The organism is Corallococcus exercitus, from assembly GCF_042231735.1.
GTDB classification, from domain to species: domain Bacteria; phylum Myxococcota; class Myxococcia; order Myxococcales; family Myxococcaceae; genus Corallococcus; species Corallococcus exercitus_B.
The window spans coordinates 8,671,516-8,689,293 of sequence record NZ_CP102577.1 but is presented as its reverse complement, the minus strand read 5'-3'; the positions used below and the strand labels follow the sequence as shown (position 1 = coordinate 8,689,293).

Genomic DNA, 17,778 nt, shown 5'->3' with positions numbered 1-17,778 from the left:
GTCCGACTGTCGGACAGGTTTCCACGGCACGGGTGGACCCGAGGCCTCCAGGCCCCGGTTGTCCCAAACCTGTCCGACTGTCGGACAGGTTTCCGCGGGTCGGATGGAGCAGGAGCCCCCAGCCACGGTCGTCCAAACCTGTCCGACTGTCGGACAGGTTTCCGCGGTCCGAGTGGAGCGGGAACCTCCAGGGCACTGGCTCTGCCACCCAGTCCGGCTATCGGACAGGTTCAACTGCCAGGATGGAGTGGGAGCCCCCAGGACCCTGGTTCTCCCAACGGGTCCAACTGTCGGACAGGTTTCCGCTGCCGGGCTGGAGCGGGAGCCTTCCGGGCCCCAGCTCTCCCAAACGGGTCCGACTGTCGGACAGGTTCGCGCGGCGCGCGGCCGTCGGGGAGCCCCAGCCGGGTTCCCTCCTTCTCATCCGGGGGACAGAGTCCATGTCCCAGGGACAGGGGCATGACCATGCGGGGTGAGGCGCCATGAGCGCATGGGTGGAGGTTGTCGGACTGGGCGCGCCCGCCACGGTGCAGGACGGTGGACGGCTCGGGGTCATGCATCACGGCGTGCCGCCCGGCGGCGCGTGGGTTCCGGAGCTGCTCATCGCGGCGAACCGCGCGGTGGGCAATGCGCCCGGCGCCGCGGCCTTCGAAGCCTTCGGCCGGTTGGAACTGCGTGCGCGGGGCCGTGACGTGCGCGTGTCCGTGGATGGCGCGGCACCCAGCTTCCTCGCGGACGGCGCAACGCTCACCGTCCCCGCTCCCACCCGGTATGCCGTGCGCTACGTGGCCGTGGATGGCGCACTGGCCGTCCCGGAGGTCCTCGGTGGCCGGGGCACCCTGTGGGTCGCGCGCCTGGGCGGATGGGAGGGCCGTCCCCTGCGCAACGGCGACCGGCTCCCGCTGGGACCTCCCGCCACGCCGAGTGCATCGCCCTCCGAAGCCGACCTCCTGCGTCTCGCCGAAGCCCTGGACCCCGCCGCCCCGCTGCGCGTGCTCCTGGGCCCGGATGCGTCCCGCTTTGGCGACGCGGCCGTGGCGCTCCTCCTGGGCAGCACCTTCACCGTGTCACCCTCCAGCGACCGCGTGGGACAGCGGCTGGACGGGCCTCCCGTGCCCCACGGAGATGAAGGCGCGGGCACCTCCCGCCCCATGGTGCGCGGCGCCATCCAGGTCACCCTCTCCGGGACGCCCATCGTGCTGGGCCCGGACCACCCCACCACCGGCGGCTACCCGCTCATCGCCGCGGTCATCCGCTCGGACTGGGGCCGGCTGGGTGCTCGCCGTCCAGGCGCCCCGGTGCGATTCCAGGCCGTCTCGATGGAAGAGGCGCGGCAGGCCTGGAAGAACCACCCCGCCTGTCTCCTGGGGACAACTTCGGGCCCGGTCCCTTCGATACTGGGGGCATGACTCCTCCGAAGATCGGCCCGCGCCCCACCGCCACTCCCCGCACGCCGGAGCCGGCCGTCCCGCCGCGCCCCCGCAACGAGGTGAAGCCCGGGAGCGCCCAGGGGAGCTCCCTCTTCGAGTCGCCCAAGGCCCGCCGGGCCCCGGTGGCCCTGTCCACCCCCGCCGCCGCCCCCCAGCAGGGCGGCCCGCGCCCCACGCCGGGCTCCTACCCCACCGCCAGGGACGTCGCGAACATCGCCGCGATGCAGGACCCCGTCGCGCGCAACCTGGCCATCACCCAGGGCTACCACGACCTGTCCGACGCCATGGGCACGCTCCTGGGCAAGGAGAACGCCAACTGGTCCACCTACGCGACGTGGGCCTCGAAGCAGGCCGGCGTGAGCATCCGCCAGGAGGACATGCCCAAGGCCTTCGTGGACGTGCTCAAGGGTGGCGGCGTCGTGGGCGAGGCCATGTCCAAGGTGGACGACCTCTTGCGCAAGCTGGGCCTGCCCGCCATGCCCACCGGCGACCTGGCCAAGGCCGGCGCGGACGCGCTCGACAACGTCAGCAAGGCCATTGGCGACGGCAACCAGTTCGTCTTCCGGGAGGTGGGCCACGAGTTCGCCCGCTTCGTGGAGACCTTCCAGGGTGACACCCAGCTGGATCCGGCGAAGCTCCAGCAGTACCTGGACGGCTTCCCCAAGGACAAGCCGCTCTTGAAGGAGGCCTTCGGCAACTACGCGCAGGCCATGTTCGAGAAGGACCCGAACAAGAAGGCCGAGCTGATGCTCCTGGCCAACGACACCGTGGGCCTGCACGAGCAGACCCAGCTCCAGGGCTACGTGGAGAAGGCGCTCAACGCGCCGGTGAAGGAGGTCTTCGCCAACATCCTCAAACAGAGCATCGAGGCGGGCGCCAACGCGCTGCCCTTCCCCGCCAACCTCGCCGCCAAGGCCGCCATCAAGGCGGGCGCGGTGGACCTGGCCACGAAGCCGCTGGTGGACGCGCTGGCCGGCACGTTCCGCGGCATCGCCACCGAGCACATGATGAAGCTCGCGGTGCCCGGCGGCGCGCTGAAGCTGGGCAACGACCTGCCGCCCCCTCCGGGCATGGAGTCCACGCTCTTCCCGCCGCACCTGCGCACCCTCGAGAACGCGAAGCTCAAGGAGCTGCTGGGCCGCATGGACAAGACGCCCGACAGCCTCCAGGGCACCGCCGCGAAGGACTGGAGCCAGCTGGACCAGCGGATGAACTACATCGTGGACCTCTTCCGCTCGCGCCAGTCGGATCCGCACCTGTTCGACCAGCCCTTCGGCAAGGAGGCCCACTACCCCGTGGCGCCCTCCGCCCCGCGCCCGGCCGCACCCGCGGTGTCGTAGGCCCCGCTCCCACCTCTGGGGAAGGCTCCGGCCATGAATTCGCGGCGACAAGCTGCGTCCATCCTGGCATCCGACGCACTTGAAGGAGCCTCCCCCATGATGGCGAAGTGGCTGCTGGCAACGATGGCGCTGTCCCTCCCGGCCCTGGCTCACGCAGGCGGGCCCCGCGGCAACCACCACGGCGAGCAGGTCCAGAACCGCCAGGAGCTGCGGCAGGACCGCCGCGAGAGCCGGGATGATCACCACGACCTGCGGGAGCTGGAGTCACTGCTCGCCCGCTACGACTCCGCTCGCGGCCGGTCGGCGCGCCGTGACCTGCTCCAGGTGGAAGAGGAGCTGCGCGGCTACGTGGCCTCGGAGCTGAACGAGTCCCGCCGCGAGCTGTCCCAGGACAAGCGGGAGGCGCGCTCGAGCGCCCGCGAGGTGCGCTACGACGGCAACCGCCGCGACGACCGCCAGGACCACCGCGACGACGTGCGCGACGCCCGCCAGGAGTCCCGCTCGCTGCGGCAGACGCGCTCCATCGCCCAGGAGCTCAACAACCTCTACGGCCGGCTGGACAGCGGGAGCCTCTCGCGCAAGCGCATGCTCATCGCCGACCTGGTCCAGCTCGCCCGCGCCGAGCAGTCGCAGAACCGCCAGGAGATGCGCGAGGACCGCCGCGAGGCCCGCGAGGACAGCGGCTGGCACTGAGCTCGCGTCACGCGTCTTCCGCGGCGGTGAAGCCCTCCAGCCGCGCGATGCCCAGCTTCTTCATCCGGCTCTGCAGCGTGGACGGCTTGAGCCCCAAGAGCGCCGCCGCGCCGCCCTCGCCGTAGACCCGGCCCCGGGTGAGCGTGAGCACCCGCAGGATGTGCTCGCGCTGCACCGCCGCCAGCGTGGGCACCTTCGCCCCCGCGGGCAGCGGCGCCGGCGTCTCCTCCACTGACGCCGGGCCCGGCGCCTCCCGCGCGCGCTCCCCCGGCAGGTCGAAGGACTGCGCCGTCAGCTCCTGGCCGCGCGTGAGGATGGTGGCGCGCTCCAGTGCGTTCGCCAGCTCGCGCAGGTTGCCCGGCCAGTCGTACGCCGCCAGCCGCGCCAGCCCCGACGCCGTCACCCGCATGCCCCGCCGGCCCGTCCGCTTCGCCTGCTCCTCCAGGAGGAACACGGTGAGCTGCGGCAGGTCCTCGCGCCGCTCACGCAAGGGCGGCAGGCGCAGGGGGAAGACGCTCAGCCGGTAGAAGAGGTCCTCGCGGAAGCGCTTCTGCGCGATGGCCTGGTGCAGGTCCACGTGCGTCGCCGCGAGGATGCGCACGTCCGCGCGCACCGTCTTGTCGCTGCCCACCGGCTCGAAGGCCTTCTCCTGGAGCGCGCGCAGCAGCTTCGCCTGCAGCTCCACCGGCAGCTCGCCAATCTCATCCAGCAGCAGCGTGCCCCCGTGCGCCATCTGGAAGCGGCCCGCACGGTCGCGGTTCGCGCCGGTGAAGGCCCCCTTCACGTGGCCGAACAGCTCGCTCTCCAGCAGGCCCGCCGGAATCGCCGCGCAGTTGAGCGACACGAAGGGTTGGTCCGCCCGCGCGCTCCAGCGGTGGATGGCCCGCGCCAGCCGCTCCTTGCCCGTGCCCGTCTCCCCGGTAATCAGCACCGGCGTGTCCGTCTCCGCCACCTGCCGCGCGCGGCGGGACAGGTCGCGCATCACCGGGCTCAAGGACGACTCCAGGATGCCCTCGGAGTCCCCGCCCAGCTGCGACTCCAGCAGCTTCGCGTGCTCGTGGTCCTGGCGGTGCAGCCGCTCCACCACCGCGCGCTGCTCCGCGCCCTGGAGCGCCGTGGCCAGCATCTGCCCGTACACCTCCACCAGGTCCACCACCGGCTGCGCGTACGTTTCACACTGCGCGCGGTCCAGCGTCAGCACGCCGTAGCAGCGCTCCCCCGCGCACAGCGGCACCACCATGCACGAGTGCCCCGCGGGCAGGTCCAGCACCCCGTCGAACGGGTCGCCATCCCCGTGCGAGTGGTCCTCCTCCGTGAACGCCCGCGCGCGCCGCGTCTCCAGCGCCTGCTTCAGCGACGGGAAGTCCGACAGCTGCAGTGAGTGCTTGCGCACCGCCTGGTTGGCGAGCGGGCCGCGCGCGGCCACCGCCTCCAGCTTTCCCTCCTTGAGGAGGAACAGCGTGGCCAGGTCGAAGGGCACCACGCGCGTCAGCCAGTCCAATCCCCGACGGAGCAGCTCTCCCACCCCTTCTTCGGTGGTTGCCAGCTCGACCAGCTCCCGAGCATCCTGCGTCACTTCCGGGTGGCGCCCCATCATTTCGTCCGGCATGTGTTAGCGATAATAGCGACCCACCGAAATTGCAGTGGCGAAACACACCGGGATTTCGTTATGCACCAATCCGGCGCCACCGCCCCGCCGGTGGAGATTCTGGGGGATGCAGTAACCCCTTGGAATCACGGAAGTTGAAGCACTGGCACGGTGGATGCTTTACCCGGTAGCAACTCACAACCTCTGGGGTGGACCACGGTGGCCCGCCCCCCATCCCCAAGGAGTCGAAACCCATGCTGACCGTTGGCGACAAGCTTCCGAACTTCAAGCTGAAGGGCACCGTGAGCCTGGAGAAGAACAAGGAGTTCCAGGACATCTCCAACGACACGTACAAGGGCAAGTGGACCGTCCTGTTCGCGTGGCCGAAGGACTTCACGTTCATCTGCCCGACGGAGATCGCGGAGTTCGGCAAGCACAACAAGGACTTCCAGGACCGCGACGCGCAGGTGCTGGGTCTGTCCACCGACAGCGAGTTCGTGCACCACGCGTGGCGCACGCACCACCCGGACCTGAAGAACCTGCCCTTCCCCATGCTGGCGGACATCAAGCGCGAGCTGTCCAGCGCGCTGGGCATCCTGCACAAGGAAGAGGGCGTGGCCCTGCGCGCCACGTTCATCGCGGACCCCGAGGGCATCATCCGCCACGTGTCCGTGAACGACCTGTCCGTGGGCCGCAACGTCAAGGAGACCGTCCGCACGCTGGACGCGCTCCAGACCGACGAGCTGTGCCCGTGCAACTGGCAGAAGGGTGAGGAGACCCTCACCTCCAAGCTGCAGAAGGCGGGGTAAGGCACCATGGCTTCGCTCGAAGTCGTCCGCAGCGAACTCGCGGACGCCCACAAGGACACCCGCCTCAACCTCTCCGCGGTCCTGGAGGGGGGAAGCCTCACCCCCGAGCAGCGCTGGGGGACGGCCGTGGCTTGCGCCTTCGCCGCCCGGAACGAGCGGCTGAAGGAAGCCATCCTGAATGAGGCGAAGCAGGCACTGGGCGACAAGGCCACGCCGGTCCTCGAGGACGCCCGCGCGGCGGCCTCGCTGATGGCGATGAACAACGTCTTCTACCGGTTCCGTCACATGGTCGGGAAGGAGTCGTACGCGACCAAGCGGGCCGGACTGCGGATGAACCGGCTGGCGCAGGTGCTGACCAACAAGGTGGACTTCGAGCTGGTCTGCCTCGCGGTCAGCGCCATCAATGGCTGCGAGATGTGCATCCAGTCGCATGAGAAGGTCGTGCTGGAAGGCGGCCTGAGCGAGGAGCACGTGCACGATGCGGTCCGCATCGCGAGCGTCATCCACGCGGCGGCGGTTGGACTGGAGTCCTAGTCCCCTCGTCGTTATCTCCAAGCTGTGACGGGCGCCCTCCGGTGGAAGACACCGGGGGGCGCTGTCTTTTCCCCCTGTCTTTCTCTTTGACGTCCCACCCTTCACCGAAAGGAACGTGTTCGTCATGGCCCTCTACAAGAGCCCGAGTCCCCTCTCCGAGCAGGCCCGCACCGCCATCGCCGCCACCCTCAACGAGCGGCTCGCGGACGGGTTGGACCTGCACTCGCAGATCAAGGTCGCCCACTGGAACATCAAGGGCCCGCAGTTCGCCGCGCTGCACCCGCTGTTCGAGACCTTCGCGGTGAGCCTGGCCAACCACAACGACTCCATCGCGGAGCGCGCGGTGACGCTGGGCGGGCGCGCGTACGGCACCAGCCGCCACGTGGGCAAGCACAGCCGCCTGCCGGAGTACCCGCAGGAGACCTCGCGCGACCTGGAGCACGTGAAGCTCCTGGCCGAGCGCATCGAGGTGTACCTCGCCGGCCTGCGCGAGAGCCGCACGGCGGCCGAAGGCCTCAAGGACACGGACACGGTGGACCTCTTCACGGGCATCATCACCGAGTTCGAGAAGCACGCCTGGTTCCTGCGCGCCTCCCTGGAAGGCTAGGGGCTGCACCGAAGCAGGGGGCGCGCTAGCGTGCTCCTGGTGAGCGACAGCGTCCCCCTGCATGCGTTTCGCACCGTGCCCCGCACGGGCGTCATCTTCGTCACCGCCGAGGCCACGCGCCGCGGCTACCGTCCCGGCGACCCGGACTGGTGCAACCTGGGCCAGGGTCAGCCGGAGACGGGAGACCTTCCCGGTGCCCCGCCGCGCGTGCACTCGGTGACGGTGGACATGGCGGACCAGGAGTACGCGCCCGTCGCCGGTCTCTGGGAGGTGCGCGAGGCCATCGCGGGGCTCTACAACCGGCTCTACCGCAAGGGGATGCCGTCCCAGTACAAGGCGGAGAATGTCTGCCTGTCCGGCGGCGGCCGCGCGGCCCTCACCCGCGCCGCGGCCAGCCTGGGCCAGGTGAACCTGGGCCACTTCCTGCCGGACTACACCGCGTACGAAGAGCTGCTGGACGTCTTCAAGGCGTTCACCGCCATCCCCATCCTCCTGGAGGGCGAGCGCGGCTACGCCTTCACGCACGACGACCTGCGCCGGGAGATTCAAGGCCGCGGGCTGTCCGCCCTGCTCTTCTCCAACCCGTGCAACCCCACCGGCAAGCTGGTGCAGGGGGAGGAGCTGGCGCGGTGGGTGGGCGTGGCGCGCGAGCTGGAGTGCTCGCTGCTCATCGACGAGTTCTATTCGCACTACGTCTGGACGGGCCGCCCGGGCGTGCTGCCGGTGGAGAGCGCCGCCCGGTACGTGGAGGACGTGAACCGCGACCCGGTGATTCTCTTCGACGGGCTCACCAAGAACTGGCGCTACCCGGGCTGGCGCATGACGTGGACGGTGGGGCCCAAGCAGGTCATCGACACGGTCTCCAGCGCGGGCAGCTTCCTGGACGGCGGCGGCAGCCGGCCCCTGCAGCGCGCGGCCATCCCGCTGCTCCAGGAGGACACGGTGGTGGCGGAGACGCGCGCCATCCACAACACGTTCCGGGAGAAGAGAGACAAGTTCCACTCGCGGCTGGAGCGGCTGGGCATCCGCACGGACCGGGCGCCGGACGGGACGTTCTACGTCTGGGGCAACCTGTCCGGGCTGCCCGCGCCGCTCAACGACGGCATGGCCTTCTTCCGCGCCGCGCTGGAGCACCAGGTCATCACCGTGCCCGGTGAGTTCTTCGACGTGAACCCCGGCAAGCGCCGCGCGCGGGCCAGCCGCTTCCGCAGCTACGTGCGCCTGTCATTCGGTCCGTCGTGGGAGACGCTGGACAAGGCGCTCCAGCGGCTGGAAGCGCTCGTGCTCAAGCACACGCCCGGCGCCACGCCGTGAAGCGGGATGCCCGGCCCCGGGCGCTTCAGGACTCGGGGGCCGGATGCGTGCGGAACTCCGCCGTGGCCATCACCTGCACCTTCTTGCGGTGGGACACGGTGAAGCCCATGGCCGCGGAGGGGCGGGCCGCGCTGTAGCTGGCCACGGTCATGGCTCCCCTGGGCATCACCTCCTCGTCCCCGCCGTAGCCCCCGGCCCGGAGCCCGAAGACCCGCGTCTGCGACTCCCAGGTGCGCTCGGAGAAGCGGTGCAGCCCGGCCAGCGTCACGCCCAGCCCGGCCGCCACGCGGCGCGCCTTCTTCACCGACTCGCGGGCCAGCGCCTCCAGCCAGTCCTGCCGGGCCTCCGGCTCGCGCGTGTAGCCCCACCGCAGCTCGCGCAGCGTCGCCTGCTTCAGGGCGGAGAGCGCCGCGAGCACGTCCCCCACCCGCCCCATGTCCGCCAGGTGGATGCGCACCGTGTAGCGCGCGGACGAGGAGCGCGAGAGCAGCCCCTCCGACGTCTCCGCCTGCACCGCCTGGAGGGTGAAGGCCGAGGCCGGCACGCCCAGCTCCCCCATGCGGCTCACCAGCGAGGCCACCTCGCGCGCGTTGGTGAAGGCCGCGTTGCCGGTGAAGAACTCGGAAGCCTTCACCTCCACCACCGCGTCCACGTGGTCCGCCTCCAGCTCGTGCTCGGCGGACAGCTCCACGACGATGATTCCCGACTCGGTTGCGGCTTGCTCCGGCATGCGTCTCCCCGGGGGTGGTGACTGGAACGGCGAGTATAGGCCCGCGACGGACACCGGAGGGCGCGCCTATGCTCCGCCCCGACCATGCGACGCATCCCGTCCCGGCTGTGGCTGTTGTGCGCGCTGTACTTCGTGCAGGGGCTGCCCTTCGGCTTCCAGGTGACGGCGCTGCCCGTCTACCTGCGCTCGCGCGGTGTGTCGCTGGCCGCGCTGGGCTTCGCGGGCGCGCTGTCCCTGCCGTGGATGCTCAAGGCCCTGTGGGCCCCGCTGGTGGACCGCTACGGCTCCGCGCGCATCGGGCGCAGGCGGTCGTGGATATTGCCCATGCAGGCGGGCCTGGCGCTCGCGTGCGTCGGGGCCGCGTTCGCGGCGGGCCGGGACTCGATGCCGCTCCTCCTGGGCCTCATCTTCGTGATGAACCTCTTCGCCGCGACGCAGGACATCGCGGTGGACGGCTTCGCGGTGGACCTCCTGCGTCCGGACGAGCTGGGCCCGGGCAACACCGCGCAGGTCGTGGGCTACAAGCTGGGCATGCTCACCGGCGGCGGGCTGCTGGTGTGGGCCAGCTCGCGCATCGGCTGGTCCGGGCTGTTCCTGGCCATGGCGGCGCTGTGCCTGGCCGTCTTCACCGTCGTCCTCCTCGTGCGCGAACCTCCTCCGCGCGAGGCCGAAGGCCCGGAGTCACCGAAGCTGGACTGGCCCGCGCTCTGGGCCCGCATCCGGACCGCGCTCACCGTGCCGGGCACCGGGTGGCTCTTGCTCTTCATCGGCACGTACAAGCTGGGCGAGACGATGTCCGACGTCCTCTACAAGCCCTTCCTCGTGGACGCGGGCTACACGCCCGGCCAGATTGGCCTGTGGGTGGGCACGTGGGGCACCGCCGCGTCGCTGCTGGGGTCCGCGTGCGGGGGGCTGCTCGCCGCGCGCCTGCCGCTGCTCCGGGCGGTGGCCCTCACCGGCGCGCTGCGCCTGTTGCCGCTCGCGGGGCGGTGGCTGCTCACGCGCGCGGGCGTCAGCGACGCGGGCGTGCTGGGCGTCACGCTCACCGAGGAGTTCTTCGGCGGCGCGCTCACCACGGTGATGTTCGCGTTCATGATGTCGCGCACGGACCGGAGAATCGGCGCCACGCACTTCACGCTGCTGGCCAGCGTGGAGGTCGCGGGCAAGGCGCCCGCGGGGCCGCTGGCCGGGATGCTCGCGGATCCGAAGTTCGGCAACCTGGGCTACGCGAACGTGTTCCTCCTGGGCGTCGCGCTGTCCGCCGCGTTCCTCGCGCTGCTCGCGCCCCTGCGCCGCAACGCGCCGACGCCCACGGCCGTGCAGCCGGCCCCCTGAAACATTCCAGGCTCGTGACACGCTCCATCACGGACGTGTCACGGGTGCATGCGTCACAGGAACCTCACGAAGGCCGTGTCAGGGGAACGTGGTACTCGCCATCGCGTCGTATGCGGTTCCCCCCTGACCGCGCGCCCGTCCCGCGGGCCGCGAACGAAGAGGTCCCCATGAAGACCCTGTCGATGACGTCACTGCTGGGCGCGATGGCCCTGTTCACCGCTCCGGCGGCGTTCGCCACCTCCACCACCAGCATCCCCGCCTTCGAGGCGAGCATCACCACCGCGAAGAGCCCCACCAGCCCCGGCGGCACGACCATCCTCCGCTCGGAGATCCGGACCGCGCTGAACGCGTTCCTCAACGACACCGGCGGCCCCTCGGGCGTGGACACCGCCGAGCGCGCCTACCTCACCACCCGCCTCAGCGACACGCCCTTCCAGCAGTCGCTGACGGGCACCGCGGCGAAGTACTTCGCGGACTTCTATGAGCTGAACGACGCCACCTACCCGTACGCCCAGTGGGCCATGAACCCCGTGGCCCAGACGCCCGCGTCGCTGTACGGCGCCACCGGTCCGCTGGCCTCCTCCTCCACCATCCGCGAGGGCTTCATCCCCAACAGCCAGGGCGTGGTGGCCAACCAGGCCATCCTGATGGAGGCGTTCGGCAGCTTCGGCCCGCAGAGCAGCACCTTCGAGCCCATCACCGTGAAGGAGCTCCTCGCGCTCCTGAGCGGCCGCACCGTGGCCGGCACGCCGACGGTGGACGAGGTGGAGGGCGCCCTGGCGTACATCACGCAGATTTCCCGCAACAGCAACCGCCTCTACTACACGGGCTGGAGCTGCCGGGGCTGCGGCGCGCCGGGCTACACGGCCGGCTACGTCGTCGCGGCGGTGAGCACGGACCGCCGCTTCGTGCGGATGGTCAACGTGATGACCGCCTCTGACTGAGCCTGAAGCACCGCCGCCGTGAAAGATTGCAGGCCCGTGACACGCTCCATCATGGGCGTGTCACGGGCCTCGCGTGTCTTTGGAACCTCACGCGGGCCGTGTCAGGGGAGCGTGGTACTCGCCAGCGCGCCGTTCGCGGTTCTCCCCCTTTGATGAAGAGGTTCCCCATGAAGACCCTGTCGATGACGTCGCTCCTGGGCGGTCTGATGCTGTTCTCCGCTCCGGCATTCGCCGACTCCACCACCAGCATCCCCGCCTTCGAGGCGGCCATCACCACCGCGAAGAGCCCCACCAGCCCGGGCGGCACGACCATCCAGCGCTCGGAGATCCGGAACGCGCTGGACGCGTTCCTCAACGACATCGGCTATGGCGTGGACAGCGCCGAGCGCGCCTATCTCACCACCCGCCTCAGCGATACGCCCTTCCAGCAGTCCATGACGGGCACCGCGGCGAAGTATTTCGCGGACTTCTACGAGGTGAACGACACGCTCCTCACGGGCTACCCGCTGAACCTGTACCCCGTCGCCCAGACGCCCGCGGTGCTGTTCGGCGCCACCGGCTCGTTCTCCTCCGCGCGCATCTACGAGGGCTACATCCCCAACGGCCAGGGCGTCGCCAACCAGCAGACGCTGGGCGAGGCGTTCAGCAACGCCTTCGGTCCGCAGGCCAGCATCTTCGAGCCCATCACCGTGCGGGAGCTCATCGGGCAGCTCAGCGCCTACAGCTACAACGTGGACGAGGTGGAGGGCGCGGTGGCCTACATCACGCAGATTTCGCGCAACAGCAACCGGCTCTACAGGACGGGCTGGAGCTGCCGCGGGTGCGGCGCGCCGGGCTACACGCAGGGCTTCGCCATCGCGGCGGTCAGCTCGGACCGCCGCTTCGTGCGGATGATGTCCGTGACGACGTACGCGGACTGAAATGACGCGCCGCCGCAAGCGACCTGGACACGCACCGGGTCGCTTGCGGTTCCCGCCGCCTCCGTTCATTGATGCGCGCCACACGCTCCGGGTGGGCGGAGCGCTCGCTCCGGCCCGGGCTTCACGCAGCAACGGGAGGAAACACCATGGCGGAGATGAAGACGTATACGGGCAGTTGCCACTGTGGACAGGTCCGCTACGAGGTGACCACGGACCTGCAGCAGGTGGTGACCTGCAACTGTTCCATCTGCCACAGGCTGGGCGTGGTGCTGACGTTCGTCCCGCCGGAGCAGTTCAAGTCCCTCGCCGGTGCGGACGTGGTGAAGGCCTACCAGTTCAACAAGAAGGTCATCAACCACCTGCACTGCCCCACCTGCGGCGTGCAGTCCTACTCCACCGGCAAGGGCCCGGACGGCAAGGACATGTTCGCCGTCAACCTGCGCTGCGTGGACGGCGTGGACCTGTCCACGCTCAAGCCCTTCCAGTACAACGGCCGGGACGCCTGAGCCGCACCTACGCTCTGCGCGCGCGCCACATCAGGCCGGCGAAGAGGACCGCCGCGGAAGGAGCAGCCCATGGAAGGGACCTCCGCAGCCGGTGCTCCCAGACGTCCACGCGGTCCGCCAGGAGCAGCAGCATCCAGTGGCCGGGCTTGTGGTCCGGTTTGGCGTAGGCAGCCTTGCGCAAGAGGCCGCTCAGCCCCTTCGGAGGCTGGGCGGTGCCGAACACCGGCGGCATCACCTTGCGGCCCGCGTGCTTGAACACCGGCACGTCCGCGTGCTGGAGCGCGATGGGCACGCGCGCCCCCGCCAGCGGCTGGGGCGCCGTCTCCATGGGGACGCCCGGGCGGTTGGCGGGGTCCAGGTCCACGGCCTGGGCCTGCTTCTCCACCGCCTGGGCGGGCTTCGCCTTCGCCCGCGTCCTCGGGGCGCCGTTCTTCTTCGCGCGGCTCTGTCTCTGCGTCGTCTTCTGGGGCATGGCGTGCCTCCTGTTCCCAAGCGGATGAAGTCCGTCGTTCACGCGTGGCCGTGCGGCATGAGCACGCACTTCACGCACCCGTCGCGCTTCTGCGCGAACAGGTGGTAGGCGTCCGGCGCCTGCTCCAGCGGGAAGCGGTGGGTGATGATGCCCTTGGCGTCGATGCGGCCCTGCTGGATGTGCTCCAAGAGGTGCGGCATGTACCGGCGCGTGTTCGCCTGGTTCATGCGCAGCGTCAGGCCCTTGTTCATCGCGGTGCCAATGGGCACGAAGTTCCACGGCGGCCCGTACACGCCAATGATGGAGACGTTGCCGCCCTTGCGCACGGTGTTGATGCACCACTCGATGACGGTGGGCGCGCCGGCCTCCAGCTTCAGCCCCAGGCCCAGCACGCGGTGCGCGCGCGAGCCTTCCGCCTCCATGCCCACCGCGTCGATGCAGACGTCCGGGCCGCGGCCGTCGAACATGTCCTTCAGGTGCAGGACGATGTCGCCCACCTCCTTGAAGTTCACCGTCTCCACGTGGGCGAACCTACGCGCGAACTCCAGGCGGTACGGCACGTGGTCCACCGCCACCACGCGGCCCGCGCCCATCAGCCACGCGGACTTCATCGCGAAGAGGCCCACCGGGCCCGCGCCGAACACCACCACCGTCTCGCCGCCCTTGATTTCGCCCATCTCCGCGGCCTGGTAGCCGGTGGGCAGGATGTCACTCAGGAAGAGGACGGACTCGTCGTCCATGTCGTCCGGAATCTTCATGGGCCCCACGTCCGCGAAGGGCACGCGCACGTACTCGGCCTGCCCGCCGTCGAAGCCGCCCGTGGTGTGCGAGTACCCGTAGACGCCGGAGGCCACGTCGCTGCCGGGGTTGCTGTTCTCGCAGTTCCCGGTGAGGCCGCGCTGGCAGTAGAAGCAGGTGCCGCAGGAGATGTTGAAGGGCACCACCACGCGGTCGCCCTTCTTCAGCTGCGCGACCTCCTTGCCCACCTCCTCCACCACGCCGGTGAACTCATGGCCGAAGGTGCAGCCCACGCGCGTGTCCGGCACCAGCCCGTGCAGCAGGTGCAGGTCCGAGCCGCAGATGGCGGCGCGGGTCACCTTCAACACGACGTCCTGGGGGTGCTCGATGCGGGGGTCCGGCTTCTGCTCCACCTGGACGCGATAGGGACCTTGATAGGTGAGTGCACGCATGCGCGGGATTCCTCCGTTCCCTTACGGGTGAGGACGCACGCGCGGTAAGACAAGGGACGGTGCGCTCCCGGCCCTGGGTCGGCTAGCTGTCCTCCGGCGGTGCGAAGGTGCCCACGGGCAGGTCCGCCGCCCGCCACAGGTACCAGCTCACCACGCTGCGGTAGGGGCGCCAGCGCTCGCCATACGCGAGCAGCGCCTTGGGCTTGGGCTGTTCCTTCAGGCCGTGCAGCACCATGAAGCCCTTGCGCACGCCGAAGTCGTCCACGGGGAGGATGTCCGGCCGGCCCAGGCGGAAGATGAGCAGCATCTCCACGGTCCACTGGCCAATGCCGCGCACCTGCGTGAGGTGTTCAATGAGGTCCGCGTCGGACATGCGGCGCACGCGCGCAAGCGACGGCACGGTGCCGTCCACCGTCTTGCGCGCCAGGTCCTGGATGGCCAGCAGCTTGTTCGCGGACAGCCCGGCCTCGCGCAGCGTGGCGTCCGGCAGCGCGAGCAGCTTCTCCGGGGTGAAGGCCTTGCCCTTGCCCACGCGCTCGCAGACGCGGCCGAAGATGGTCGCCGCCGCGCGGCCGTGCAGCTGCTGGTAGACGATGGAGTGCGCCAGCGCCTCGAAGGGGCTGTGCAAGGGGCTCCGCTCGAAGCGGAACGGGCCCACCGTCTTGAAGAGCCTTCCCAGCACGGGGTCCGCGCGCACGAGGGCGCGGCGCACGGCGGGCGTGAAGGCATCCGGCAGCAGGACGGGGACGGAGACAGGAGCGCGCGGCATGGGCCGCATGCTGCCCGGCCCCACGCCACGCGCAACCCCCGTCTTGCTCGCGAACGCGGCGCGCTAGATGGGCGCGGCCTGCTCCGTCTCCTCGGGCACGTCGTTGCGCGGCTCGCCGTCCATCAGCGCGTCGTATTCCTCCTCCAGCTGGATGCCCAGGTCGTCGAGCTGATCCTTGGTGAGGATCTTCCGCGCCGCCTTGAAGAGGTCCTTCTCCTCCTCCTCGACGTGGTGCTCCACCTGCTCCTGGAGGACCTTCATCTTCGCGTCGAACTCCTCGTCGGAGGCGTCCATCTCCAGCAGGTCCGCGATGAGGCGCTTGACGGAGAGGTGCTCCTCCACGGCCTCGCGAAGGTCGTCCTCCGTGTCCTCCTTCTTGATCGCCGGATAGAGGTACAGCTCCTCGATCTTCGCGTGCGCGCCCAGCCGGTCGGCGATCTGCTCGAACAGCTCCTGGCGCTCGCTGTCGTCGTCGTCGGCCAGCTTCTCGTACTTCTTGAAGAGCTTGGACACCTCTTCATGCTGCTGCTTGATGAGTTCCAGCGCGTTCATTCGTGCCCCCGGTGAATGACTTGGACGTGGGGATAGATGGGGGTGGGCTCGCCCGAAGGGAAGCCCCACCCCCGCGCACTTTTCACTTCACCGGAAGTTTGACGGACGACAGGTCCTTCACGGCGGGGCCGTTGAGCACGCGGCCGGTGGGGCTGAAGCGGCCGCCGTGGCAGGGGCAGTCCCAGGTGCGCTCGGCGTTGTTCCAGTGCACGTGGCAGCCCAGGTGCGTGCATACCGGGGACACCGCGTGCGCCGTGCCGTCCTCCTCGCGGTACACGGCCACCTTGCGGCCCTCCACCTCCAATATCTTCGCCTCGCCCGGCGCCACGTCCGCCAGCTGGTGTCCGTCCGGCTTGGACAGCCGGTCCGCGACGAAGCGGAAGGCTACCTCGGCGTTCTCCTGGATGAAGTCCCTGGCGCCCGCCTTGGGCTTCACGCGGCCGGGTTCGTACAGCGCGGCGTAGGGGTTCTGGTTGCCGAGGATGAGGTCCGACACCACCATGCCCGCCAGCGTGCCGAAGGTCATGCCCGTGCCGGAGAAGCCCGTGGCCACGTACACGTGGCGGCTGCCCACGTTGCGGCCGATATAGGGCAGGCCGTCCGCGGGCTCGATGACCTGGCCGGACCAGCGGTGGGTGATGCGCTTCACGGGGAAGCGCTCCCGCGTGTACGCCTCCAGCTCGGCGAAGCACGAGGCGGTGTCCTCCTCGCTTCCGACCTTGTGGTCCTCACCGCCCACGATGACGTAGGGCACGCTGTCCACCTGCTGCGTGCGGATGTAGTGATACGGGTCGCGGCTGTCGTAGTACTGGCCCGGCTCCAGCGGGCCCTCCAGCGGCGCCGCCACCGCGTAGGTGCGGTAGGGGTAGAGCTTGGTGTGCATGGCCACGCGGTTGAGCGGCGTGGTGGTGGCCTCCACCACGGCCCTGGCCGTCACGGTGCCCTTCTCCGTGAGGACGCGGCAGGGCGTGCCGTCGTGGATGTCCAGGACCTTGGTGTCCTCGAAGAGGTGGCAGCCGTCACCCGGGATGCGGTCCGCGAGCGAGAGCAGGTACTGGCGCGGGTGGAACACCGCCTGATCCTCCACGCGCAGCGCGCCCTTGATGGGGAACGGCAGCGGCACCTCCTTGGTGAACGACGCCAGCAGCCCCACCTGCCGCGCCGCGGAGACCTCATGGAGCAGCTCGCGCAGCTCGGTCTCCGTCTCCGCGTAGCGGAAGCCGGGCACGCGGGTGAAGCCGCACTCGATGGAGAGCGACTCCACCAGCGACGCAATCTGTTCGATGGCGGCCCGGCTGGAGGACGCGGCCAGGTGGGCGCCCTTCTCTCCAAAGTCCTTCAAGAGGGTGGTGTACGGGGTGTCCAGCAGCTCCGTGAGGTGCGCCGTCGTCTGGCCCGTCTGACCGGAGAGGATGCGGTGCATCTCCAGCACCGCCACCTTCTTGCCGGCACGCTTCAGCAGCCAGGCGGTCGTCAGGCCCGCGATGCCGCCGCCAATGATGGCCACGTCCACGTCCAGGTCGCCTGGCAGGGAGGGGAAGTCCCGGGGCAGCGTCGTCACGGTCCAGAGGGATTTGTGCTGGCGCTCGTCGTTCATGCTGGAAGGCTAGGAATCCGCCTCCCAGGGCATAAGCCACGCCTGCCGTGCCCCGCCCGGCCGGTTGCCCAGCGCCGGGTGTATGCGACCCAACAGAGCCCCGCCCCGGGTGTTGGTCAGTCAGGGGCCGGGCGTGGACAGGGCTGGGGTCCGGGGACGCCAGCGCGTTAGAACGCCCCTGGACCCGAAGGTCCGCGCCGGGCGGACCCAAGGAGCATGCGCCGAATGCCCGTGGAACGCGTGGCTGGTGGGGCCAGCCTGGTGGACGTGCTGGACCGCCTGCTGGACAGGGGCGTGCGCTTCGAGCCTCCGGCCCTGGAAGTCCTGGGTCGCGCCTCGCCCCGTGAGGGGGAGGCGCGCATCGTGGTGGCATTTTCGGAGGTCCGCACCGCAGACTCGGCCGAGCGCGGTCGTTCCCCGCGTCCCTCTTCACCCGGAGCGTAAGGTC

General features: G+C 70.1%; 19 protein-coding genes. 12 read left to right on the top strand and 7 right to left on the bottom strand.

The genetic code is table 11. The features are described from left to right. Positions 1 to 482: 482 nt before the first annotated feature. The 3 genes from NR792_RS35000 (at position 483) to NR792_RS34990 (ending at position 3,463) form a co-directional block, all read left to right on the top strand. Positions 483 to 1,409: a biotin-dependent carboxyltransferase family protein gene (locus tag NR792_RS35000; RefSeq protein WP_375757045.1), complete on the top strand. Its 927-nt coding sequence runs from the start codon at positions 483 to 485 to the stop codon at positions 1,407 to 1,409. After that, complete coding sequence (locus tag NR792_RS34995) at positions 1,406 to 2,770, top strand: hypothetical protein (RefSeq protein ID WP_375757044.1); 1,365 nt, start codon at positions 1,406 to 1,408, stop codon at positions 2,768 to 2,770. The genes NR792_RS35000 and NR792_RS34995 overlap by 4 nt, the downstream gene beginning before the upstream one ends. A 96-nt stretch (positions 2,771 to 2,866) precedes the next feature. After that, positions 2,867 to 3,463, top strand: a complete 597-nt coding sequence (locus NR792_RS34990; RefSeq protein WP_375757043.1) for a hypothetical protein — start codon at positions 2,867 to 2,869, stop codon at positions 3,461 to 3,463. Positions 3,464 to 3,470: 7 nt separating this feature from the next. Here NR792_RS34990 and NR792_RS34985 read toward each other — a convergent pair whose 3' ends face one another. Then, positions 3,471 to 5,072 (bottom strand): sigma 54-interacting transcriptional regulator, encoded by a 1,602-nt coding sequence (locus NR792_RS34985; RefSeq protein WP_375757042.1) that lies wholly within the window; start codon positions 5,070 to 5,072, stop codon positions 3,471 to 3,473. A gap of 233 nt (positions 5,073 to 5,305) precedes the next feature. Between NR792_RS34985 and NR792_RS34980 the strand changes: the two genes are divergently transcribed. The 4 genes from NR792_RS34980 to NR792_RS34965 all read left to right on the top strand — a co-directional run bounded on the left by NR792_RS34980 (position 5,306) and on the right by NR792_RS34965 (position 8,315). After that, the gene (locus tag NR792_RS34980) at positions 5,306 to 5,860 is read left to right on the top strand and encodes a peroxiredoxin (RefSeq protein ID WP_014394422.1); all 555 of its coding nucleotides are present in this window, start codon (positions 5,306 to 5,308) and stop codon (positions 5,858 to 5,860) included. Positions 5,861 to 5,866: 6 nt separating this feature from the next. Further along, complete coding sequence (locus NR792_RS34975; RefSeq protein ID WP_375757041.1) at positions 5,867 to 6,394, top strand: carboxymuconolactone decarboxylase family protein; 528 nt, start codon at positions 5,867 to 5,869, stop codon at positions 6,392 to 6,394. 124 nt (positions 6,395 to 6,518) lie between these two features. Then, on the top strand, positions 6,519 to 7,001 hold the full coding sequence (dps, locus tag NR792_RS34970; RefSeq protein ID WP_375757040.1) for a DNA starvation/stationary phase protection protein Dps: 483 nt from the start codon (positions 6,519 to 6,521) through the stop codon (positions 6,999 to 7,001). Positions 7,002 to 7,040: 39 nt separating this feature from the next. Continuing rightward, positions 7,041 to 8,315 (top strand): pyridoxal phosphate-dependent aminotransferase, encoded by a 1,275-nt coding sequence (locus tag NR792_RS34965; RefSeq protein WP_375761745.1) that lies wholly within the window; start codon positions 7,041 to 7,043, stop codon positions 8,313 to 8,315. A 25-nt stretch (positions 8,316 to 8,340) separates the two neighbouring features. Here the strand turns inward: NR792_RS34965 and NR792_RS34960 are convergent, their stop codons facing one another. Further along, positions 8,341 to 9,045 (bottom strand): SIMPL domain-containing protein, encoded by a 705-nt coding sequence (locus NR792_RS34960; protein ID WP_375757039.1) that lies wholly within the window; start codon positions 9,043 to 9,045, stop codon positions 8,341 to 8,343. Between the two features lie 84 nt (positions 9,046 to 9,129). On the opposite strand from NR792_RS34960, the gene NR792_RS34955 reads away from it, so the two are divergent. The 4 genes from NR792_RS34955 to NR792_RS34940 all read left to right on the top strand — a co-directional run bounded on the left by NR792_RS34955 (position 9,130) and on the right by NR792_RS34940 (position 12,750). After that, positions 9,130 to 10,380: an MFS transporter gene (locus NR792_RS34955; protein ID WP_375757038.1), complete on the top strand. Its 1,251-nt coding sequence runs from the start codon at positions 9,130 to 9,132 to the stop codon at positions 10,378 to 10,380. A 167-nt stretch (positions 10,381 to 10,547) separates the two neighbouring features. Further along, the gene (locus NR792_RS34950; protein ID WP_375757037.1) at positions 10,548 to 11,324 is read left to right on the top strand and encodes a hypothetical protein; all 777 of its coding nucleotides are present in this window, start codon (positions 10,548 to 10,550) and stop codon (positions 11,322 to 11,324) included. Between the two features lie 167 nt (positions 11,325 to 11,491). Beyond that, entirely contained in the window at positions 11,492 to 12,244 is a 753-nt protein-coding gene (locus NR792_RS34945) for a hypothetical protein (RefSeq protein ID WP_375757036.1), read from the top strand. 146 nt (positions 12,245 to 12,390) lie between these two features. After that, on the top strand, positions 12,391 to 12,750 hold the full coding sequence (locus NR792_RS34940) for a GFA family protein (RefSeq protein WP_375757035.1): 360 nt from the start codon (positions 12,391 to 12,393) through the stop codon (positions 12,748 to 12,750). A gap of 7 nt (positions 12,751 to 12,757) precedes the next feature. Here NR792_RS34940 and NR792_RS34935 read toward each other — a convergent pair whose 3' ends face one another. The 5 genes from NR792_RS34935 to NR792_RS34915 all read right to left on the bottom strand — a co-directional run bounded on the left by NR792_RS34935 (position 12,758) and on the right by NR792_RS34915 (position 17,330). Continuing rightward, positions 12,758 to 13,222: a hypothetical protein gene (locus tag NR792_RS34935; protein WP_375757034.1), complete on the bottom strand. Its 465-nt coding sequence runs from the start codon at positions 13,220 to 13,222 to the stop codon at positions 12,758 to 12,760. A 38-nt stretch (positions 13,223 to 13,260) separates the two neighbouring features. Then, positions 13,261 to 14,412, bottom strand: coding sequence for a zinc-dependent alcohol dehydrogenase (locus NR792_RS34930; RefSeq protein WP_375757033.1), 1,152 nt, complete (start codon positions 14,410 to 14,412; stop codon positions 13,261 to 13,263). Between the two features lie 82 nt (positions 14,413 to 14,494). Further along, positions 14,495 to 15,181 carry a DNA-3-methyladenine glycosylase family protein gene (locus NR792_RS34925; RefSeq protein ID WP_375757032.1) on the bottom strand — a complete coding sequence of 229 codons (687 nt, stop codon included), beginning with the start codon at positions 15,179 to 15,181 and terminating at the stop codon, positions 14,495 to 14,497. A gap of 63 nt (positions 15,182 to 15,244) precedes the next feature. Beyond that, positions 15,245 to 15,733 carry a hemerythrin domain-containing protein gene (locus NR792_RS34920; RefSeq protein WP_375757031.1) on the bottom strand — a complete coding sequence of 163 codons (489 nt, stop codon included), beginning with the start codon at positions 15,731 to 15,733 and terminating at the stop codon, positions 15,245 to 15,247. An 82-nt stretch (positions 15,734 to 15,815) separates the two neighbouring features. After that, positions 15,816 to 17,330, bottom strand: coding sequence for an FAD-dependent oxidoreductase (locus NR792_RS34915; protein ID WP_375757030.1), 1,515 nt, complete (start codon positions 17,328 to 17,330; stop codon positions 15,816 to 15,818). A gap of 225 nt (positions 17,331 to 17,555) precedes the next feature. Here NR792_RS34915 and NR792_RS34910 point away from each other — a divergent pair, with 225 nt between their 5' ends. After that, positions 17,556 to 17,774 (top strand): hypothetical protein, encoded by a 219-nt coding sequence (locus NR792_RS34910; protein ID WP_375757029.1) that lies wholly within the window; start codon positions 17,556 to 17,558, stop codon positions 17,772 to 17,774. Positions 17,775 to 17,778: the final 4 nt, after the last annotated feature.

What these genes read in the sequence shown, in the direction of transcription:
- dps (WP_375757040.1), top strand. Translation starts at nt 6,519, where the DNA reads ATGGCCCTCTACAAGAGCCCGAGTCCCCTCTCCGAGCAGGCCCGCACC.
- NR792_RS34930 (WP_375757033.1), bottom strand. Translation starts at nt 14,412, where the DNA reads ATGCGTGCACTCACCTATCAAGGTCCCTATCGCGTCCAGGTGGAGCAG.
- NR792_RS34925 (WP_375757032.1), bottom strand. Translation starts at nt 15,181, where the DNA reads ATGCCGCGCGCTCCTGTCTCCGTCCCCGTCCTGCTGCCGGATGCCTTC.
- NR792_RS34910 (WP_375757029.1), top strand. Translation starts at nt 17,556, where the DNA reads ATGCCCGTGGAACGCGTGGCTGGTGGGGCCAGCCTGGTGGACGTGCTG.
- NR792_RS34995 (WP_375757044.1), top strand. Translation starts at nt 1,406, where the DNA reads ATGACTCCTCCGAAGATCGGCCCGCGCCCCACCGCCACTCCCCGCACG.
- NR792_RS34950 (WP_375757037.1), top strand. Translation starts at nt 10,548, where the DNA reads ATGAAGACCCTGTCGATGACGTCACTGCTGGGCGCGATGGCCCTGTTC.
- NR792_RS34935 (WP_375757034.1), bottom strand. Translation starts at nt 13,222, where the DNA reads ATGCCCCAGAAGACGACGCAGAGACAGAGCCGCGCGAAGAAGAACGGC.
- NR792_RS34975 (WP_375757041.1), top strand. Translation starts at nt 5,867, where the DNA reads ATGGCTTCGCTCGAAGTCGTCCGCAGCGAACTCGCGGACGCCCACAAG.
- NR792_RS34990 (WP_375757043.1), top strand. Translation starts at nt 2,867, where the DNA reads ATGATGGCGAAGTGGCTGCTGGCAACGATGGCGCTGTCCCTCCCGGCC.
- NR792_RS35000 (WP_375757045.1), top strand. Translation starts at nt 483, where the DNA reads ATGAGCGCATGGGTGGAGGTTGTCGGACTGGGCGCGCCCGCCACGGTG.
- NR792_RS34920 (WP_375757031.1), bottom strand. Translation starts at nt 15,733, where the DNA reads ATGAACGCGCTGGAACTCATCAAGCAGCAGCATGAAGAGGTGTCCAAG.
- NR792_RS34915 (WP_375757030.1), bottom strand. Translation starts at nt 17,330, where the DNA reads ATGAACGACGAGCGCCAGCACAAATCCCTCTGGACCGTGACGACGCTG.
- NR792_RS34940 (WP_375757035.1), top strand. Translation starts at nt 12,391, where the DNA reads ATGGCGGAGATGAAGACGTATACGGGCAGTTGCCACTGTGGACAGGTC.
- NR792_RS34955 (WP_375757038.1), top strand. Translation starts at nt 9,130, where the DNA reads ATGCGACGCATCCCGTCCCGGCTGTGGCTGTTGTGCGCGCTGTACTTC.
- NR792_RS34985 (WP_375757042.1), bottom strand. Translation starts at nt 5,072, where the DNA reads ATGCCGGACGAAATGATGGGGCGCCACCCGGAAGTGACGCAGGATGCT.
- NR792_RS34980 (WP_014394422.1), top strand. Translation starts at nt 5,306, where the DNA reads ATGCTGACCGTTGGCGACAAGCTTCCGAACTTCAAGCTGAAGGGCACC.
- NR792_RS34960 (WP_375757039.1), bottom strand. Translation starts at nt 9,045, where the DNA reads ATGCCGGAGCAAGCCGCAACCGAGTCGGGAATCATCGTCGTGGAGCTG.
- NR792_RS34945 (WP_375757036.1), top strand. Translation starts at nt 11,492, where the DNA reads ATGAAGACCCTGTCGATGACGTCGCTCCTGGGCGGTCTGATGCTGTTC.